General features: G+C 58.1%; 15 protein-coding genes, 1 tRNA gene and 2 pseudogenes. 9 read left to right on the forward strand and 9 right to left on the reverse strand.

Translation table 11 applies throughout. The features are described 5' to 3' along the window. Positions 1 to 195 precede the first annotated feature (195 nt). Positions 196 to 1,102, reverse strand: a pseudogene (gene ppk2 / locus E1180_RS03295) (polyphosphate kinase 2). Positions 1,103 to 1,316: 214 nt separating this feature from the next. On the opposite strand from ppk2, the gene E1180_RS03300 reads away from it, so the two are divergent. The 8 genes from E1180_RS03300 to E1180_RS03335 all read left to right on the forward strand — a co-directional run bounded on the left by E1180_RS03300 (position 1,317) and on the right by E1180_RS03335 (position 10,172). After that, positions 1,317 to 1,946, forward strand: a complete 630-nt coding sequence (locus E1180_RS03300) for a TetR/AcrR family transcriptional regulator (protein WP_155189658.1) — start codon at positions 1,317 to 1,319, stop codon at positions 1,944 to 1,946. Position 1,947: 1 nt separating this feature from the next. Further along, positions 1,948 to 3,555: a carboxyl transferase domain-containing protein gene (locus E1180_RS03305; protein ID WP_155189659.1), complete on the forward strand. Its 1,608-nt coding sequence runs from the start codon at positions 1,948 to 1,950 to the stop codon at positions 3,553 to 3,555. Positions 3,556 to 3,559: 4 nt separating this feature from the next. Beyond that, complete coding sequence (locus E1180_RS03310) at positions 3,560 to 3,970, forward strand: ASCH domain-containing protein (RefSeq protein ID WP_155189660.1); 411 nt, start codon at positions 3,560 to 3,562, stop codon at positions 3,968 to 3,970. After that, on the forward strand, positions 3,967 to 4,794 hold the full coding sequence (locus tag E1180_RS03315; protein ID WP_155189661.1) for an alpha/beta fold hydrolase: 828 nt from the start codon (positions 3,967 to 3,969) through the stop codon (positions 4,792 to 4,794). The genes E1180_RS03310 and E1180_RS03315 overlap by 4 nt, the downstream gene beginning before the upstream one ends. Continuing rightward, positions 4,794 to 6,791 carry an acetyl-CoA carboxylase biotin carboxylase subunit gene (locus E1180_RS03320; RefSeq protein ID WP_155189662.1) on the forward strand — a complete coding sequence of 666 codons (1,998 nt, stop codon included), beginning with the start codon at positions 4,794 to 4,796 and terminating at the stop codon, positions 6,789 to 6,791. The genes E1180_RS03315 and E1180_RS03320 overlap by 1 nt, the downstream gene beginning before the upstream one ends. After that, a complete protein-coding gene (locus tag E1180_RS03325) occupies positions 6,778 to 8,421 on the forward strand; it encodes an acyl-CoA synthetase (RefSeq protein ID WP_155189663.1) in 1,644 nt (547 codons plus the stop codon). Before E1180_RS03320 ends, E1180_RS03325 begins: the two co-directional genes overlap by 14 nt. Before the next feature lie 105 nt (positions 8,422 to 8,526). After that, entirely contained in the window at positions 8,527 to 9,387 is an 861-nt protein-coding gene (locus E1180_RS03330; RefSeq protein WP_155189664.1) for a hydroxymethylglutaryl-CoA lyase, read from the forward strand. Next, complete coding sequence (locus E1180_RS03335; RefSeq protein ID WP_155189665.1) at positions 9,384 to 10,172, forward strand: crotonase/enoyl-CoA hydratase family protein; 789 nt, start codon at positions 9,384 to 9,386, stop codon at positions 10,170 to 10,172. Before E1180_RS03330 ends, E1180_RS03335 begins: the two co-directional genes overlap by 4 nt. A 63-nt stretch (positions 10,173 to 10,235) precedes the next feature. Here E1180_RS03335 and E1180_RS03340 read toward each other — a convergent pair whose 3' ends face one another. The 5 genes from E1180_RS03340 to E1180_RS22150 form a co-directional block, all read right to left on the reverse strand. Then, on the reverse strand, positions 10,236 to 11,060 hold the full coding sequence (locus E1180_RS03340; RefSeq protein WP_208996904.1) for a hypothetical protein: 825 nt from the start codon (positions 11,058 to 11,060) through the stop codon (positions 10,236 to 10,238). Positions 11,061 to 11,255: 195 nt separating this feature from the next. Further along, positions 11,256 to 12,065, reverse strand: a complete 810-nt coding sequence (locus E1180_RS03345) for a response regulator (protein ID WP_155189666.1) — start codon at positions 12,063 to 12,065, stop codon at positions 11,256 to 11,258. 365 nt (positions 12,066 to 12,430) lie between these two features. Beyond that, positions 12,431 to 12,506, reverse strand: a tRNA-Thr gene (locus E1180_RS03350). A 352-nt stretch (positions 12,507 to 12,858) separates the two neighbouring features. Then, entirely contained in the window at positions 12,859 to 14,736 is a 1,878-nt protein-coding gene (locus tag E1180_RS03355; RefSeq protein WP_155189667.1) for a heme biosynthesis HemY N-terminal domain-containing protein, read from the reverse strand. 85 nt (positions 14,737 to 14,821) lie between these two features. Further along, on the reverse strand, positions 14,822 to 15,394 hold the full coding sequence (locus tag E1180_RS22150; RefSeq protein ID WP_208996906.1) for a COG4223 family protein: 573 nt from the start codon (positions 15,392 to 15,394) through the stop codon (positions 14,822 to 14,824). Between the two features lie 765 nt (positions 15,395 to 16,159). Between E1180_RS22150 and E1180_RS22155 the strand changes: the two genes are divergently transcribed. Next, entirely contained in the window at positions 16,160 to 16,816 is a 657-nt protein-coding gene (locus tag E1180_RS22155; protein WP_208996907.1) for a hypothetical protein, read from the forward strand. Here E1180_RS22155 and E1180_RS03365 read toward each other — a convergent pair. The 3 genes and pseudogenes from E1180_RS03365 to E1180_RS03375 form a co-directional block, all read right to left on the reverse strand. Further along, the gene (locus tag E1180_RS03365) at positions 16,802 to 17,518 is read right to left on the reverse strand and encodes a uroporphyrinogen-III synthase (protein ID WP_155189668.1); all 717 of its coding nucleotides are present in this window, start codon (positions 17,516 to 17,518) and stop codon (positions 16,802 to 16,804) included. The genes E1180_RS22155 and E1180_RS03365 overlap by 15 nt on opposite strands. Positions 17,519 to 17,524: 6 nt before the next feature. Then, a complete protein-coding gene (gene hemC, locus E1180_RS03370; RefSeq protein WP_244313950.1) occupies positions 17,525 to 18,451 on the reverse strand; it encodes a hydroxymethylbilane synthase in 927 nt (308 codons plus the stop codon). Between the two features lie 227 nt (positions 18,452 to 18,678). Then, a pseudogene (locus E1180_RS03375) lies at positions 18,679 to 19,081 on the reverse strand (hypothetical protein); the annotation flags it as partial.

Below are 19,081 nucleotides of genomic sequence, written 5' to 3' on the forward strand. Positions count from 1 at the left end.
TGCATACATCCCGCAGCTGCAGCCGCAAGGGCTCCAGGAACGGAGCCGGACATTTCAGCAGCGCACGCTCACAGGCGCCGCCCCAAAAACATCAGGTGGCGGCCGACTTCACTGCGGCAAACGGGAGGTACAAGCGGGCATATGACCAAGCGCTTTTGAACACTTGGTCATGCAAATGCGCGCCCCTGTGATCCGTCAGTATTTCTCCGGAACGTACAGATGCTCCGGAAGCACCTTACGCTCATAATCAGGATTAAAACGGCGCTCCGGCAAGGTGATCGGATCATGCGGCACTTCTTCATACGGCATCATCGACAACAGATGACTGATGCAGTTAAGCCGGGCGCGTTTCTTGTCGTTGCCTTCAACGATGAACCAGGGCGCTTCCGGAATGTTCGTGCGTTCGAAAGTGTCTTCTTTGGCCTTTGTGTAGTCTTCCCAGCGCACACGGGACTGAAGGTCCATTGGGGAGAGCTTCCACTGTTTCAAAGGGTCGTGGATCCGCATCAAGAAGCGCAGCTGCTGCTCTTCGTCAGTGATGGAGAACCAGTACTTGATTAGGCGGATGCCGGACCGGACCAACATGCGCTCAAACTCGGGCACGTCATTGAAGAACTGCTCGACCTGATCTTCGGTCGCAAACCCCATGACCCGCTCGACGCCGGAGCGGTTGTACCAGGAGCGGTCGAAGAGAACCATTTCCCCCGGCTGCAGGTAAATGCGGAACGTAGCGCTGAAAGTACCATTGGCTTTTTTCGCGCTCGGTCGGCGCGGGAAGTGCAACAACACGGGCAACCCGCGGATTGAGGCGCTGCGTAATGCGCTTGATAACCCCGCCTTTGCCGGCGGCATCGCGGCCTTCGAATACCACCACGACCTTTTCACCGGTGTGCTGGACCCAGTCTTGCAGCTTTACAAGCTCGGCCTGCAACCGCAGCAACTCGTGAAAATAGACCTTCCGGTCAATTTCCGACTTGTGCTTTTTGTCAGCGATGAATGCGAGATCTTTCGCAATCAGAAGATCGTCGATCTCCTGTTCGATTTCCTCATCGAGGCTATCGGCCCACTCGGCCTCTACCCAGGTCTTGGCGTCTTCAGTCATCCGCGCATCCTCTATTCTGCTTTTGGGGCCGCAACAGTGCGAGCCAGCACCATATGCCGTCCAACCCGTTTGAACCATGAGCCATGACAAACAGGTGACAAAACGGGCTTATCCCTTTTCTGTCAGCAGCCTCCCACACACTCACAGAATGCACGGGACGAAAGTTCTTGTAAATGAATGATCGTTCATTTATTTATTGTGTTAGGAGGACGAGATGGCGGCTCAAGACACAAAGGTGCAGACCCGTGCAAAAGGCCAAGCGACGGCGGACCGTGTCCGGGCTGCCGCGATGAAGCGTTTTGCCCAGGCTGGCTATGCCGCGGTGTCCATGCGCGAAATCGCGTCTGATGTCGGTGTCCGGCCCGGCGCGCTCTACAATCACTTCCAGACGAAGCAGGATATCTTAAACGACCTGATGCTCGGCCATATGGCCCAGCTGCTGGATGCCTGGGAAACCGCCGACTTTCCCGATCATATGGACGCCCTGGAGAGGTTTGTGCGGTTTCACGTCCGCTATCACCTAGAGCGCGCCGATGAAGTGTTCATTTCGTATATGGAACTGCGCAATCTCGAGCCGGACAACTTCGAAACCATCGAGACCGAGCGGCGCAAATATGAAGCGATCCTGACGGAGATCCTGGAAAAGGGCGCTCAGGATGGACGTTACACGCCCGAGCACCCGAAAGTCACAACCCGGGCGATCATCGCGATGCTTACGGGGATCCCGGCATGGTTCCGCGAAAGCGGCCCACTGAGCAAATCCGACATTGAAGATCACTATGTGAACCTGGTGCAGAACGCAGTCCTGCGGGCACCGGGGCAATCCCCAAGGGAGACTGGATGACATGAGCATCCTGAAATCGAGCCTATCGCCCAAGAGTGCCGAGTTCGCCGCCAACGTGGAAGCCCACGGAAAAGCCATGGCCGAGATCAAGGCCGCCGCCCAGGCCGCGCTGGACAGCGGCGGTCAAGCGGCCCGCGACCGGCATGTGTCCCGAGGCAAGATCCTCCCGCGTGAGCGCGTATCGCGTTTACTTGATCCAGGGTCTCCCTTCCTGGAAGTCGGAATGCTTGCAGCGCACGACATGTATGACGGCGCGGCTCCTGCAGCTGGCATGATCGCAGGCATTGGCCGGGTCGAGGGCCAGGAAGTGATGATCCTTGCAAATGATGCAACGGTGAAAGGCGGCACTTACTATCCGCTGTCGGTCAAGAAACATCTGCGGGCTCAGGAAATTGCCGAGCAGAACAACCTGCCCTGCGTTTATCTGGTCGACAGCGGCGGGGCGAACCTGCCCAATCAGGACGAAGTCTTCCCGGACCGGGACCATTTCGGCCGGATTTTCTTCAATCAGGCCAACATGTCTGCCAAGGGCATTGCCCAGATCGCCGTTGTCATGGGGTCTTGCACGGCAGGCGGAGCCTATGTTCCGGCCATGTCCGATGAGACGATTATCGTCAAAAACCAGGGCACGATATTCCTTGCCGGTCCTCCGCTGGTGAAAGCGGCAACCGGAGAAGAGGTTTCGGCGGAAGACCTGGGCGGCGGCGATGTCCATACCCGTCTGTCAGGCGTCGCTGATCACCTTGCGCGGGACGATGCCCATGCGCTGGCACTTGCCCGCCGGTCCATCGCGAGCCTCAACCGTGAAAAGGTCATGGATGTTGTGGTCCAGGCGTCTGAGGATCCTCTTTATGACCCGGATGAAATCCTCGGTGTCGTCCCCGCCGATCTCAAGACCCCCTACGACATCCGGGAGGTAATCGCCCGGGTGGTCGACGGGTCCCGCTTTGACGAATTCAAGGCCCGCTACGGCACAACACTCGTCTGCGGATTTGCCCATATTCACGGCATGCCGGTCGGCATTATCGCAAACAACGGAGTTCTCTTCTCCGAAAGCGCGGTCAAGGGTGCCCACTTTGTCGAGCTCTGCTCTCAGCGTAAGGTGCCTTTGGTCTTCTTGCAGAATATCACCGGCTTTATGGTCGGCCAGAAATACGAAAGCGGCGGGATCGCTAAAGATGGTGCCAAGCTGGTGACCGCTGTTGCCACCACGAAGGTTACGAAAATCACCATGCTGGTTGGCGGGTCTTTTGGGGCCGGAAACTACGGCATGTGCGGCCGCGCCTATTCGCCCCGCTTCCTGTGGACCTGGCCAAACTCGCGCATCTCGGTGATGGGCGGCGAACAGGCAGCTGGTGTTCTGGCAACCGTGCGCCGTGATGGCATCGAACGGAAAGGCGGATCCTGGACAAGCGAAGAAGAAGCGGCCTTCAAACAACCTGTCATTGACCAGTTCGAGGAACAGGGACACCCGCTCTACGCAACCGCGCGGCTCTGGGATGACGGCATCATCGACCCGCGCAAGACACGGGACATTTTGGGTCTTTCCCTGTCGGCGGCACTCAACGCCCCGATCGAAGACACCAAATTTGGCCTGTTCCGGATGTGATGTGATGAATCTCGAAATCCTCAAACAAAAATATCCAGGCGCCGAGACCTTCAAATTCGGTGACAGCCCAGCTCTCTCTGCTGAGCTTATTGCGCTTGTCCGGGACGGCAAAAAGACTGCGACTTGCGGAGCTTTGCGAGGCTTTCAAGAGGGCGGCGAAGCCATGCCCGTTGTAGGGCGCACGGATATTGCGCTCAACTGGGACGGTACACCCGCCATCGTGATCGAAACTGTCGAAGTGACCACCCGTCGCTTCCGTGATGTGGACGTGAAGTTTGCACTGGCGGAAGGGGAAAACGACACGCTCGAAGGCTGGCAAAAAGATCACCAAAGCTATTTCGAGCGAAACGGCGGTTTTGATCCGGACATGATGCTCGTTTGCGAACGTTTCCGACTGATCGAGGACCTCAAATGACCTGGCAAACGCCTGAAACCTTTAACTTTGAGGGCCACACAATTCGTTGGGGCGCAATCGGCGAAGGCGCGCCGCTGATCCTGATGCATGGAACCCCGTTCTGGTCCTACGAATGGTCACGCCTGGCACCGCTGCTCGCAACGGAACACAAGGTCTATTTTTATGACATGCTCGGGTATGGCAATTCCGACCGGCCAAACGCTGACGTGTCGCTTGGAATTCAGAACCGGTTGTTTGCGGCGCTTGTCTCCTATTGGAAAGTGGAAAGACCAGACGTTGTAGCCCATGATTTTGGTGGCGCCACGGCTCTGCGTGCACACCTAATTGACGGCGTCGATTACAACAGTCTGACGTTAATCGACCCCGTAGCTGTGCGTCCGTGGGGCTCGCCCCTTGTCCAGCATGTCAAACACCATGAAGCAGCTTTCTCGGGCATGCCGGGCTACATGCATGAGGCTATTCTTCCCGCCTACCTGCAATCGGCCATGAAGAAAACAGCGACAGCGGATACACTTGCGCCTTATGCGAACCAATGGATAGGCGTGGAGAAGCAGGCCTCATTTTACCGGCAAATCGCACAGATGGACCAGTGCTACACGGATGAGGTCCAGAACCAGTACTCCCTGATCCGCTGTCCGACCCAAATCCTGTGGGGCGAAGATGATGAGTGGATCCCGATTGAACGGGGGCGGGAACTTCATGATCTCATTCCAGGTTCAAGGTTTGTGACAGTTGCCGGGGCGGGTCACCTCATGCAGGAAGACGCTCCAGAAGCCATCGCCTATTTCGTCCAGTCATTTCTGAATTCAGAAGGACGCACCTGATGTTCAAGAAAATCCTCATCGCCAACCGTGGCGAGATCGCCTGCCGGGTCATGGAAACAGCCCGCAAGCTTGGCATCAAAACGGTCGCGGTCTATTCCGACGCGGACGCCTCGGCCAAACATGTTGCCATGGCGGACGAAGCCTACCGGATTGGCCCGGCACCTGTTGCCGAGAGCTATCTTAAGATCGATGAAATCATCAAGGTATGCCAGCAAAGCGGAGCTCAAGCTGTCCATCCGGGCTATGGGTTTCTCTCTGAAAACCCGGATTTCGTGGACGCGCTGGATGCGGCCGGTATCACCTTCATTGGCCCAAGCGCCGATGCAATCCGGGCCATGGGTCTGAAGGATGCGGCCAAAGCCCTGATGGAAAAGGCGGGGGTCCCAATTGTTCCGGGGTATCACCGGGAGACACAGGACCCTGGGTTCTTAAAAATCCAGGCCGGGAAAATTGGCTATCCTGTTCTGATCAAGGCCCGGGCCGGCGGCGGCGGCAAGGGAATGCGCCGCGTGGACACAGCCGACGAGTTCATCACAGCTCTTCAGGCGGCCGAGCGGGAAGGCCTTACCAGCTTCGGCGACGGCAGGGTTCTTATTGAGAAGTATCTGACCAAGCCGCGGCATATCGAAGTACAGGTTTTTGGCGACAATCACGGCAATGCCGTCCATCTGTTCGAGCGCGATTGTTCTTTGCAACGCCGGCACCAGAAGGTGATCGAAGAGGCCCCGGCCCCGGACATGCCGGAAGAAATGCGCGCGGCCATGGGCGAAGCGGCGGTAAAAGCCGCAAAGGCCATTGGGTACTCGGGTGCTGGAACGATTGAGTTCATTGCCGACGTATCAGAAGGCCTCCGGTCAGACCGGTTCTATTTCATGGAAATGAACACTAGGCTACAGGTCGAACACCCGGTGACCGAAATGATCACCGGCGAGGACCTCGTCGAATGGCAGCTCCGGGTCGCCTCCGGCGAGCCGCTTCCGAAAACGCAAGATGACATTACGTTCTCCGGCTGGGCGTTCGAGGCCCGGCTCTATGCGGAAGATGCTGCAAAAGGGTTCTTGCCCGCAATTGGGACCCTCGATCACCTGAAACTTCCTGAAGACACCGCCCGGGTCGACAGCGGCGTTCGCTCCGGCGATGAGATATCGCCTTTCTATGACCCGATGATCGCAAAGGTGGTCACCTTCGGCGGCACGCGCGATGTTGCGCTTGGGAAACTCCTTGCAGCCCTTGAGGCGACAGAAGTGGCGGGGTGCGTCACCAATGCCGGGTTCCTGGCAGCGCTTTGCCGCCATGAAGGTTTCGCAAAGGGGGACGTCGACACGGGTCTCATCGGGCGCGACCTCGACACATTGATCGAAGAGCCTGCTTTGCCCGATGACGCAATCGCGCTTGCAGCCCTCACGGCACTCGGGTTGACGAAACCGGCAGGCAGCAACGACCCATTCGACACACTTGCCGGCTGGCGGATCTGGAGCGCCTCACGGCAATTCGCGCTTCTTGATATCCGGGGTGATCGAATGGACGTAGAGGTGCAGGCGCTTGGAAACCGGCGTTTTTCCGTGCACCTGGAAAACGGCATCAAGAACTACACCCTGCTGGAAGCTGCCCAAGGCCGGTACATTTACGAAAGCGATGGCCACCGGGCGTCCGCTGTGGTGATTGAAGGAAAGTCAAACCTGACGGTGTTCCTCAACGGCAATGCCTACGTGATCGGCCTCCCGGACATGCTGAGTGCGGATGACGAGACCGCAGGTGCAGGCGATCAGCTGATTGCTCCCATGCCTGGGCTCGTTAAAGTCCTGTCGGCACAAGCCGGTGACAAAGTCAGCAAAGACCAGCCGCTTGTGATCCTTGAAGCCATGAAAATGGAACACACGCTCAAAGCCCCGCGCGACGGTGTTCTCGGCGAGGTTCTGGTGCGTGAGGGCGACCAGGTAACCGATGGCACGATCCTTCTGGCCCTTGCTGCGGAGGATAGTGATGCTGCCGCATGACGCCGGGTCTTATGACGATTTGGCCAGCCGTTTTTCGTGGGAGGTGCCAGAATATTTCAATATCAGCGTAGCGGTCTGCGACGACTGGGCCGACCGTGCCCCTCACCGGGAAGCCCTGGTTGTCGCGGACGAGGATGGGGACACCGTCAGCTACAGTTATGCCGATCTGAAACAGCTCTCCAATCAGCTTGCGAATCTTCTCACGGCACGTGGCATTCAACCGGGCGACCGCATTGGGGTCTTGATGCCGCAACGGCTGGAGACAGCCATTGCACATATCGCAGCCTTGAAGCTCGGGGCCATTTCGATCCCGTTGTTCACTTTATTTGGTGAAGAGGCCTTGGGGTTCCGCCTTGCAAACTCAGGGGCGAAGGCCGTCATTACGGATGCTGCAGGGGCCGCGAAGCTGGACGGGCTGCGCGACAGCCTTCCCGACCTGGCAACTGTTTTTTGCGCAGATGGTGATCAAGACGGGGCCGAAGATCTCCACAGTCACATGGCTGGACACGAAGGCACCTTTTCTCCCTTCCAAACACGGGCCGACGATCCGGCGATTATCATCTACACTTCCGGCACCACCGGGCAGCCAAAAGGCGCCCTTCACGGGCATCGCGTCTTGCTCGGTCACTTGCCCGGTGTCGAAATGAGCCACGATTTCCTCGGCCAGCCAGATGACCGGATCTGGACGCCGGCAGATTGGGCCTGGATCGGCGGATTGCTCGACGTTCTGATGCCAGCACTTTATCTGGGGGTTCCGGTTGTCGCCTGCCGGTTCAAGAAATTCACGGCAGAAGCAGCGTTCAAACTGCTGGAAGCGCATAAGATCCGGAACACTTTCCTCCCTCCGACAGCGCTCAAAATGATGCGGCAAGTGCCGGTGCCTGAAACCCATTACAAACTGAACCTGAGATCCATTGCCTCTGGAGGCGAAACCCTTGGCGCTGAACTGATTGAGTGGGGGCGCCGGACGTTTGGACTGACGATCAATGAGTTCTACGGCCAGACCGAATGCAACATGATCGTGTCGAGCTGCCACAAAGTCATGGACGCACGGCCGGGGATTATGGGGCGCCCGGTTCCGGGGCACAATGTGGCTATTGTCGATGACAACGGAACACCCGTTGCCGATGGAACACTGGGCAACATCGCCGTTGAGCGGCCGGACCCGGTCATGTTCCTCGGATATTGGAACAATCCGGATGCAACACGGCAAAAATTTGCGGGCGACTGGCTGCTGACCGGAGACACCGGCATGAAAGACGAAGGCGGCTGGATCCGCTTTGTCGGCCGGGACGATGATGTCATTACGTCATCCGGCTATCGGATTGGGCCTGGTGAAATCGAGGATTGCCTCATCAAGCACCCGGCTGTCGCACTGGCCGGAGTGGTCGGCAAACCGGACCCGCAACGGACCGAAATCGTCAAGGCCTTCATCGTGTTGAAGGCTGGTCACGAGCCGGGGGATGCGTTGGCCAAGGAAATCGCGGACTTCGTCAAGATCCGGCTTGCCGCCCACGAGTATCCGCGCGAGATCGAGTTTGTTGACGCCTTGCCGATGACCACAACCGGCAAAGTCATCCGCCGCGAACTGCGCACCCGCGCAGCCGATACGAATGGCGATAGGGGATGATGAAGGGGAGCGCATCTCCCTGATCGCCATTACCGGATCGAGCCCGGCAAGGGCCGCACGGAAAAAGAGACTTGAGCCACTGAAACGCAGGTAGAAGACCAAACCATGTCCGAGTTTGTCACCCTCTTTGAAATGGGCCCGCGGGACGGGCTGCAGAACGAAAAGACCTTCGTTCCAACCGAAAAAAAGATCGAGTTGGTGGATATGCTCTCGGCATGCGGGTTTCGCAAAATCGAGGTCACCAGTTTTGTTAGCCCCAAATGGGTGCCGCAGATGGCGGATGCCGGGGACGTCATGGACGGCATCTACCGGCACCCTGCGGTCGTCTATTCCGTCCTGACACCGAACGTGAAGGGGTACACTGCCGCGCGGCGGGCGTCCGCTGACGAAGTCGCCATATTCGGATCTGCTTCGGAAGGCTTTTCGAAGAAGAACATCAATTGCTCGGTGGCGGAAAGTATCGAACGCTTCAAACCGCTCCTGGAAAAAGCCGCCGAAGACGCAATGCCCGTGCGCGGTTATGTTTCCTGCGTCACCGACTGCCCGTATGACGGCCCCACCCCTCCAGACAAAGTTGCAGAGGTTGCCGGGAGCCTGCTTGAACTCGGCTGCTATGAAATTTCACTTGGGGACACGATCGGCGCTGCCGTGCCTGAAACGCTTGCCCCGATGCTGGACGCAGTCTTGTCCGTTGTTCCGGCCGCAAAGCTTGCCGGGCATTACCATGACACCAAAGGCCGCGCACTGGACAATATCGAACTGAGTCTCGAAAGAGGCCTGCGCACCTTCGACAGCGCAATCGGCGGCCTCGGCGGCTGCCCCTATGCGCCCGGCGCCAAAGGCAATGTTGCAACCGAAGCGGTGGTGGATCTGATGCAGCGCAAGGGATTTGACACCGGATTGAACGCCACACAACTGCTAGAGGCCGCATCATTTGCCAAGAGCCTCCGGAGTGCCCCCCAATGAGTTACGCCACCATAAGCCTGACGTCCGACGAACGCGGTGTTGCCACCCTGACACTGAACCGGCCCGACAAACACAATGCCCTGTCTGCCTTGATGATTTCCGAGCTGACGGAGGCAGCTCAGGCGCTTGGCCGCGATGAGACTGTACGGGTGGTTGTCTTGACCGGCGCCGGCTCGAGTTTTTGCGCTGGCGGTGACCTGGAATGGATGCGGGAGCAGTTTCAGGCGAGCCGCACGACCCGCATGAGCGAAGCCCGGAAGCTCGCGGCCATGCTTCAGGCGCTGAATGAAATGCCCAAGCCGTTGATCGGCCGTGTTCAAGGGCAGGCATTCGGCGGAGGAATCGGCATGATGAGTGTCTGCGACACAGTCGTCGCGGTCGATACGGCCAAGTTTGGTCTCACGGAGGTCCGTCTCGGACTAATCCCCGCAACAATCAGCCCTTATGTGCTGGCACGCATGGGTGAAGGCAAGGCCCGGCGCGTTTTCATGTCGGCCCGGATTTTTGGCACCGAAGAAGCGAGAGAAATGGACCTCATTGCCAAAGCCGTTTCCGGGGCAGACATGGATGCGGCCATTGAAGCGGAAATCAAACCCTATCTCGGTGCGGCACCAGCGGCAGTCGCTGCGGCCAAGGCACTGGCGCGTTCCTTAGGCCCTGCCATCACCGCAGAGGTCATTGACGACACGATCCGCCAACTGGCTGATGCGTGGGAGACCCCGGAAGCGCAGGAAGGCATCTCCGCATTTTTCGAAAAACGGAAGCCGTCCTGGGTCGCACAATGACAGATGTTCCCTGCTGTCCTACGAAATGCAATTGACTGCGGAAGGTGGGTTTAGAACCGTGGATCAGCCGTTTGGATTGCGGCGGGCATGTTCGATCAGAGCGGCTATCCGGGCAACTTGAAGCTGCTCTTCATGAACCGGCGGTTTGGGCGGCCCGCCATACATGCGCTCGCGGCGCTGGCGGATCTTCTTGCGCTGGTATTCACTAATCCCGTCGGGAAGCTCGAGACCGGCACGGTCCATCGCGATCAGAACCCGCTGCAGGTCAGGGATCAGTTCGGACGAGATGGTAAAGGTCACGCCATCGTTTCTGACGAACACCATGGTTTTGGTGGTTTCAGACCCATTCAGCAATGTTGCCTTCCGCCGCCCCAGCGAACCAATGGTCGCTTGAAACCAGGCGGCAAGACCCGGTGCCTGCCAGGTCCTGATCTTGACGCCGCTGAGTTCCTCATAGGTGACACGAACCCTCAGTGAGAACTGAGTGAACTCGAACCCGTTGTTGAAAAACCGAACCCATGAGGTCAATTGACGGACGGAGATCGAAAAAAGCACAAGGGAGAAGCATGCCGGAACAAGGCAGAACAATGCTGCCAGCGCTAAGGCCCCGGTGCTGAGCGTCATGCCGAGGATCGCGAGCGGAAAGAACACAAGGCCTATAAAGAAACCAATCATGTCAATGACCATGACCGGCGGCTGGGACACCGGCCGGATCGCACCGGACGGGACAACCGGATAGGGCATCGCTGAATAAATTCCAACGGCGGCGGCAATGCACAAGATGCTGCTGATGGCAGACATGAAGGCAAACCAGCCAACAATGCCGGCGACCGCCAGACACAGCGGAAGAAGTCTGCGAACAAATTCGAGTCTGGCCGCCTTACCCACGCTTTGCTCCAAGCTGCTGATGGACGGTACCGGCCCTTGCGGACAGCCTTTTGCGATTCATCGTATTGAATCAAGAGACAGCTGGATAATCAAGCAAAGCTGCCGGAAATCCAAAATCAATGTAACCAGCAGGCGAACGCAGCTGATCAAACTTTCGGGAAAAAGTGCTGCAATACCTGCCGCGAGGGAAGACCTTTAAGAGGCCTTCTTGTCCCGGGCAAGGAAGCTGAACATGTCCCGGACCTTGCCGAACTTCGGCGCATTGATATCCAGATATTCATGCATGATCGTATCAATGTCTTGCGGCGTGAAAGGCTTCTTTAAAAAGCCGGAGATCCCGACAAAGGCCGCGGAGCGCTCCAGGTAGGTCGTTTCGTTGGTCGACATCATGTAAATGCCGATCTTGCTGGACAGATCGCGGATGGAGCCTGCGAGCTCAATTCCATCGACACCGGGCATGTGAAAATCGGTCAGCACGATCTTGAACTTTCCCGTAGACAAGGCCCGCAGCGCCGCCTGAGCGCTGTCGGCCTCGGCAATTTCAAAATCAAATCGGCTGTTCTCCAGGATCTTCCGCGTGAGTTTCCGCATCGTGGCTGAATCGTCGACGATCAGGATTGGATAAGATGTGGTCATCACCATGTAGGTGGCAACGATGTCCGCCACGTCTTCGGTCCGGAATGGCTTTTGCAGGAAATGATAGGCGCCGAAGTGCTTCAGCATGGCCTCCGCGCGCTCATCCATGTTGCTGGAGATCACGACCGCAAGGCAATCGGTCGACTTGGTCTCGCGCATGGCAGCAACGACATCCGGGCCTTTAAGGCCAGGCATGTTGATGTCGATGAAGGCAATATCAATTTGCTTTTTCTTCAGAATATCGAGCGCAGCACGGCCATTATCGACATTGTCGATTTCAATGTACCGCTTGTTCCGGTGAACCTTGATACCGTCATTTACAACTTCGCGGGCCACGCCACTGTCATCGGCGACCAACACGCGGATCATTTTATGTATCAATTCGCACTTCCTTCTCGCGCTGCCTTACGCCTGAAGCACGTTAACAATTACCATTCAACTTCCTAAACAATTGTATACGCAGCAATGTCAAGTTTAACTCTATGCAATTTTTGCAAGAACTTGATTCAACAAAAATTTAAAATGTGAAACATCAAATATAGAAATGAGAAATATTTATTTATGCCATTCACGGTTGAGTTTTTGGCGAAATCCGCGCGCCCATACATGCTTCAAACACCCAACCACCTGCGCATACCGGGTGTGTTGGTTTTGCGGCAGACGGAAGATCCATTATCCGCTTAACGCTGAAAAGGCCCGGAAAGAAACAACGATTTGATTTTGCAGGAGAAGAATGGTGCCGCTGATAGGACTCGAACCTACGACCCCATCATTACGAATGACGTGCTCTACCAACTGAGCTACAGCGGCCTAACCAGACGCAGGGCACTACTATCGCCCTACTATATTTCATGCGCCGCCGACAACGGTTTGGCATCGAACGTCAATCTCTAGCGGACCCGCTAATTACGAATGACGTGCTCTACCAGCTGAGCTACAGCAGCAATTGGGCGCGGCCCTCAAAACATACCGGGACAGGCGCCGATCAAGTGGAGCGGTAATTACCGGAGCTTGGCGGCAGATGCAAGTGGTTTGCCGCCGCCTTTTCCATCGCCGCACGCACCCGCCATATGGGCTGTTTTCAGCACCAACGGCAGATGTCGACCAATCTTTGCCACCGCTCCAAGCAAGGTCACGCGAATGTCCGGTGGAAACGTGCAGATCAATTGAAAAAGCGCGGGCGGTTGCTCTTTTTCTCCTGTTCTCCATCATCCTCGTCCGTACCGGGATCATCCGGCATGCGGGACAATGCAAATGTAATCGGCTTGTCGTCGTCCTTGGAAGCCCCGTTCGCACCGGCCCCTTCTCCGTGAGCGGGCTCTGCCGGTTTTTGGTCAGCTTTCTCGGCCGGCACTTCAGGTGCTGCACCCGTTTCAGGCGGCTTGCTCCCGATGCCTTCGGTTTTGGGCTCCGGCTTGCCTGCTGCCACAACATCGTCCTTATCCGGAAGGTCATGAAGCGGCGGCGCGTACTTCACGTCCTCCGTGGTTCCTTCATATCCCTCTTTCACACTGCTAACCGTCACCTTTTTCTGCGTTTCCAATGGCTCCGGTGCAGCGGGGGCTGCCTCTTTCTCCTGAGCTGGCTCAACGTCGGCGGTGGCAACATCCGTCTCTGCCTTTGCGGCTGGCTCGGCATCGGCTTTGGCCACCGGGGCGCTTTGAACTTCCGGTTCCGCTTCCTGTGCCGGAGCACTTACCGGCGGGAGCACCGGCGCATCGAACATGCTGTCTTCCAGAACATCACCGGACTCATCATCCAGGGTGGACGGCGTTACCCATTGGAATGCATCAATCCGCCCGGTTACGGGAGACACCGCCTGCCAGTCGGCGGAGACAATCCCGTCGGCAACCCAGGCCTTGTCCTGAGGCGCTCGAACCGCTCTTGCCAGCCAATCGCGGATGCGTCCCTTGTCCCCTGTCTCCGCATCTTCAACTTCCGCCATCAGCAGGAAGGCCGAACGTGTCGACTCGGATTGCAACACTTTCTTGAGTTGCGCACGCGCTTCGTCAAACTCCCGCGCTTCCAAGGCTGCGCGCGCAATAGCGACAGCCCCTTCTGAAGTGTTGGCCCGTTGCGCCGACAAGGATTTAACGCGCTTCAACCGGTCAACCGCAGAATCGCCCGTCCGTACATGCGCATATGTCTCGGCAAGGTCAGGATGCGGGGCCAAGCGCCAGGTCGCCTCCAGCACCTTGGACGCCTTGCGGATATCACCCCGGCGGGTGGCAAGACGTGACGCCGTCACTGCGGCGGGGACAAGATCCAGAGCAAGGCCATGGGCTTCCTTGGCCAGAGCATAGGCCCGGTCAGGGTTGCCGTCTTCAAGGTCCTGCGCCAAAGCGGTCAAAATCACAGCCCGTTGACGCCGGTAGGTTTTTTTATCGAGCATCTTGGAAGCATAGTTGCGCTCAAGAGACTTGAGCGCCTCGTCCCAATTGTGGGCAACGGCCTGATAGCCAAGCACCGCTTTTCCGGCCCATTCCAGCCCGGGCTGGGTCTTGACCGCCTCTTCGGCGTAGTGCCGGGCCGCCAAAGGTTCCTTATGCCGTTCTGCTTCAACAAACAGGCCATGCAAACCAAGAGCCTTTGTTGCCGGATCATCAAGCATCGCTTCGAACCGTTCGCGCGCCTCGCTGTCTTTGCCCGCCAGCTGGGCCGTTTGTGCCAGCAAAAGCTTCGCCGCCGGTTCTTCGGAAAGAAGCCGGTCCGCATCCAGAGCATAACGGCGTGCGAGTTTCGCGTTTCCAGTGCCAAGTGCGATCAGACCGTGAGACAAAGCTGTGTAGCCTTTGTCCTTGCGGCGGCGCTGAAAAAAGCGGCTGGCGATCTGCGGCGACTTTAAAACAACCCGGATCACCCAAACGGCCAGGAGGAAAACAACCAGCAGGACACCGGCGACAATCGCGGCAACCACCGGCGTCTGCTCCCAGACATATCCGTTCCAGCTTACGGAAACAGTGCCCGGCAGGTCTGCCATCCAGGCAAAACCGATCGAAAGAAGGAACAGCGCCGCAACAATAAGGAGGATGCGGATCATGTTTGTCGCTCCATGCATGGCCGGACATCACCGGCGCTCGCTATTGGGACCCGGACGGATTTCCGGGCAGGTCTGGTTTTACCGGTCAACTGTCTTTGGCCGACAGGGCAGTTAGAACTTCCTGGGATGCCTGATCCGTCAGAGTATCCACGGCCACGCGTGCCCGCGCCCGCGTCACCCAGTCAGAAGCTGCTGCCTGCGCGGATTCTGGAAGCGAATCATAGGCTGTAATCGCCTCTTGAAGCTTGCCCGACGACACCGCGTTTTCCATGCGGCGCAGAACAGCCTCAGGCCCCGTCCCATCGGCATCCCCAGGGCCGCGCACTGCAACAAGCGAGCGGGCGCTGGCCAGGAAGCTGTCCAGCACATCGCCGGACCGGTCGGGCTCAGAGAACGTCTGGTAAACCTGACGGGCAACAGCTGGGAACTGAGCAATAAGGACGGAGACCGGTTCGACGCCGGTTTTCGCATGGGCTTCCAGTGCCTGCAGATCGATATCGGACGGCAGGCCGGCTTTGACCGCCGCCAGCTCTGTTTCGTACGGCCGTCCGGAATCAACGGCAGACTTGAGGGCTGAAACCGAGAGCGCGCGCGCAGCAACTTCCCGGGCCGTGGCATCGCCCATGGTCGCCTCGACCTGTCCCAAACGGTCGGACAACGATTCAATTCAGCCCGAATATCTTCCAGAGCCGCGCTATTGGCAGATCCGACCGATTGGATATCGGCGGACAGGCTGGACAACGTCTCGGTCGCCCGCGCCTGACTGTCTGCGAGGGTCTTCAAAGACACATCGGAGGTGGACACTGCTGTCTGAGCCGCCTTGGCCGTCGCCTCCGTGTTCGAAAGCTGGTTTTGCATGTCAGACAGGGTCGTCTTGATGCTGGCGAGCTCGCTTTCAAGCCCGCTCAAACTTCCAGAGAGCTTTTCCGCCGCACCAGACGTCGTTGAGCTGTCATCTTCGAGTTTGGCTATGCGCGTCTCAAGCGGCTGAAGGTCGACCGGCGCCCCGCCGCCGTCACCGGTGCCGCCAGCTGCCATGTCACTGCGCAGTCCGTCAAACTCCTGTTTGAGGCTGTCGACAGCGGCAGACAAGCCGCTGGACGCATCCGATCCCGCATCGGCAATCTGCGCCTCAAGAGCAGTCACTTTGCTTTCCAGTGCCGAAACGGCGTTGGCCGCGTCCTGGTTAGAAACCGCCGAACTCACCGTTCCAAGCTCTGTCTCCAAAGCCGCAATCTTGCGCTCGGCCGCGGACAGGGCCTGCGCCACTTCCTGGTTTTGCTCCGGGCTCAGCTTGATGAGGCCGGCCTGGTAGAGACCAAAGCCACCGCCCAGGACGATGATCCCGCCGATCACGGCTGCAATGAGAACGCCAAAAGCCCCGACGCCGCCTTTGTCCTCGGATGCCGGAGGATTGGAGAAAGTGCTGGAACCAGATGAGCGCGTAGCAGATCCGGTGGTGCTGGTGCGCGCCGATGCGGCGGACGTGCCGGTCTGGCTTGAACTGGACGAGGCCGATGCCGGGCTGGAGCTGCTGGCGCCCGGTTTGGCCGAAGAAGATGACGATGAGGACGCGTATTTTCCAGCCGATGCGCTTCCGCTTTTGTCGGCGGTGGCTTTCGGGTCTGTGGAGGAGCTGCTTTTGGAAGCGCTCGTCTCCGCTGACGCGCTTGAGGTTGAGGTGGATGACGCTGACCGGCTGCCCGACCCCGGGACACTGCTGGATGCAGAACCCGATCTGGTTGGCGAGGCTGATGTTTTGCTTGACCCAGGCCCCGTGGATCCTGCGCCCTTGTCACCGACTTTTTCGGCGGTCAGATCAATCGTGACCGGCTTCTTGCCGCCACTCGCAGGTGTAGAAGATGAAGACGCACCCGGCTTGTCTTTCGAACCGGTTCCCCCAGGCGAACCCGTTCCACCAGAGGATTTGTTGTCCGATGCCATCTGCTCTCCTCCTGAACCTCTTTTGGTTCCAAGACATTCACTATACACACCTCTTCGCCGAGCGGTACCGTCACGTCGAAGAGAATTGCGCGCTGCAAAAGAACGACTCCCCCGGAACCGGTTAACACTTCCCTAACACCAGGTCCAACAGCGCGTCTTCACGGGGATGCGGTGAAATCTTCAGGTGAGCCACATCGGAAAGCGGCGCGCCGGCCCTTGTTGAAAGGGCGTAAACCGGAAGCTTGCCAATGCCATACGTGCCTTTTGATTGACTTAGGGCGCTCGCGAAGGCCTCAGACGTGCGCCTGGAATAAACAAGAACACCGTCATAGATCCCGCCCGACAGATTTGTCAGGATTTCGGCCGGAAGCGTGGGTACGGTCACCATTCGGTAGGTCTCAACAGTTTGGCAGGGTATCCCTTCTACCTGAAGAAGCCCGGCAAGGTCGCCCGCGCGGTCTTGTGCGGCAAAATAAAGCACCTGCTGCACGGCAAAGTCATCCGCAGCTTGCAAGATCGTTCGTGCGAGCGCGGTGAGATCCCCATTTGCAGACAGAACCGTTTGATAGCCGGCCTCCCGGCAGGCATTCGCGGTCGCATCACCAACCGCAAAAACAGGATACTGCCGCAGATGTCCGGCGCGGGCTGCACCGTTCAACGCATATACGGCCCTTTGGCTGCTGAAGGCCAAAGCTGTCCCTTGTCCAGCGTCTGGCAGTTCAAATGGGATCGGCTCCGCGCTCAACATCGGAGCCTCATCGGCCTCATGTCCCCTGCCTCTCAGAATATCGGCCGTCTTGCGGCATTCTGGTTGCGGCCGGGTGATCAGAAACCGCATGAACGCCTAGTGCTCCGCAAAAAGATCTGCTGGCATTTGCGCCTTCAGTTCCTGCCCGATCGCTTCGCCAATTGCGACGGCATCGGCGGCCGGTCCCGTCCGTTCTGCTTCATACATCTCAGTCCCATCAGGCCGCAGCACGGCCCCCTTGAAACGCAAGGTGCCGTTTTCAAGGACGGCCAAGCCGCCAATCGGAGTGCGGCAGGAGCCGTCCAGCACAGCCAGGAAGGCCCGTTCCGCATCAAGGCGGATCTGCGTTTCCGGATCGTGAATTGCCGCAAGCATCTGCAAGACCGCTGTGTCTCCACTGCGGCTCTCGATGCAAATCGCGCCTTGCCCGACCGCTGGCAAAAACTGGTCGGTCTCAAGATAGCTTGTGATCTCGCCTTCCAGTCCGAGCCGCTTCAAGCCAGCCGCCGCCAGCAGGGTTGCATCGACTTCGCCTTCTGCAAGCTTCCGCATACGGGTCTGAAGATTTCCCCGGTACATGACAACTTCGATATCCGGGCGAAGGCGCCGGATCATGGCCTGACGTCTCAATGAGCTGGAACCGACAACGGCGCCATGCGGCAAATCGGTCAGGGTCCGGGCTTTGGGAGAGAGAAACGCATCCCGGACATCCTCCCTTGGAAGAAAAGCGGTCAGCTCCAAGCCATCCGGCAGCACGGTCGGCATGTCTTTGGACGAATGAACGGCGATATCGATGCTCTTGTCGAGCAACGCTTCCTCAATTTCTTTCGTGAACAGCCCTTTGCCGCCAACTTCCGACAGCGGACGGTCCTGGATCCGGTCTCCGGATGTCTTGATGACAACAATTTCAAAGGCGTCATCCGAAAGACCGTGGGCGGCCTTCAGCCGGTCGCGGGTTTCTTCGGCCTGTGCCAAAGCAAGGGCGCTTCCCCGGGTGCCAATGCGCAAAGGATTTGGTTGCAAGATTACCGTCCAGAATATGCGCCCGGGCCTGTTTCGCCCGGGCATTGGTTTCACACGTCAAATCTGGACTAGCATAAACCCATGCGGAAGCACCAATGATCTCCGTCAAAATACGTATTTCAGCGGGCTGGCGGCGTATCTTCAAAAAGCTTCACGCCAGCCCGCGCCGGATCGCGTCCTTTATGTCCACTGCAAACGCACTCGATTAATGGCAGTTGCAACACAAGTCATCCAACCACCCGGTGGCCGCGCCCGCGCATGCAATTCATGACGATGTCCTTGCGCTCGCCATGAGCCTTGATGGCGCCGCCACCCGCTCCCAGGGCCCCGCCAACGAGTGCCCCCGCAATGGCTCCGCCCGGCGCAGTATTGTCTTCAGCTTCCACGGCACCGACAACTCCGCCAAGCGCAGCCCCGGCCAAGGCAGCCATTTTCGTTTCATCGTTCATCAAGGAACGCTGCTCGGCGAGCTGTTTGCATTGGCCCAGATCGTGCTCATACGCATATCCCTGGGCCCGTCCACAATAGGTCTGTAATTCGATCCCGTCTGACCGCATGCGGCCAGGCCAGACAAACAGCCGGCGCAAATAAGAACGGCCGACGCCTTCACAAAATTTCTCACATCCAAAC

Source organism: Roseibium denhamense, from assembly GCF_009711415.1.
GTDB lineage: Bacteria > Pseudomonadota > Alphaproteobacteria > Rhizobiales > Stappiaceae > Roseibium > Roseibium denhamense.

Bases quoted from the DNA above. Each gene is read 5' to 3' on its own strand.
- E1180_RS03355 (WP_155189667.1), bottom strand. From the start codon at position 14,736: ATGATCCGCATCCTCCTTATTGTTGCGGCGCTGTTCCTTCTTTCGATC.
- E1180_RS03300 (WP_155189658.1), top strand. From the start codon at position 1,317: ATGGCGGCTCAAGACACAAAGGTGCAGACCCGTGCAAAAGGCCAAGCG.
- E1180_RS03325 (WP_155189663.1), top strand. From the start codon at position 6,778: ATGCTGCCGCATGACGCCGGGTCTTATGACGATTTGGCCAGCCGTTTT.
- E1180_RS03335 (WP_155189665.1), top strand. From the start codon at position 9,384: ATGAGTTACGCCACCATAAGCCTGACGTCCGACGAACGCGGTGTTGCC.
- E1180_RS03305 (WP_155189659.1), top strand. From the start codon at position 1,948: ATGAGCATCCTGAAATCGAGCCTATCGCCCAAGAGTGCCGAGTTCGCC.
- E1180_RS03365 (WP_155189668.1), bottom strand. From the start codon at position 17,518: ATGCGGTTTCTGATCACCCGGCCGCAACCAGAATGCCGCAAGACGGCC.
- E1180_RS03310 (WP_155189660.1), top strand. From the start codon at position 3,560: ATGAATCTCGAAATCCTCAAACAAAAATATCCAGGCGCCGAGACCTTC.
- E1180_RS03330 (WP_155189664.1), top strand. From the start codon at position 8,527: ATGTCCGAGTTTGTCACCCTCTTTGAAATGGGCCCGCGGGACGGGCTG.
- E1180_RS03345 (WP_155189666.1), bottom strand. From the start codon at position 12,065: ATGATCCGCGTGTTGGTCGCCGATGACAGTGGCGTGGCCCGCGAAGTT.
- E1180_RS03320 (WP_155189662.1), top strand. From the start codon at position 4,794: ATGTTCAAGAAAATCCTCATCGCCAACCGTGGCGAGATCGCCTGCCGG.
- E1180_RS03315 (WP_155189661.1), top strand. From the start codon at position 3,967: ATGACCTGGCAAACGCCTGAAACCTTTAACTTTGAGGGCCACACAATT.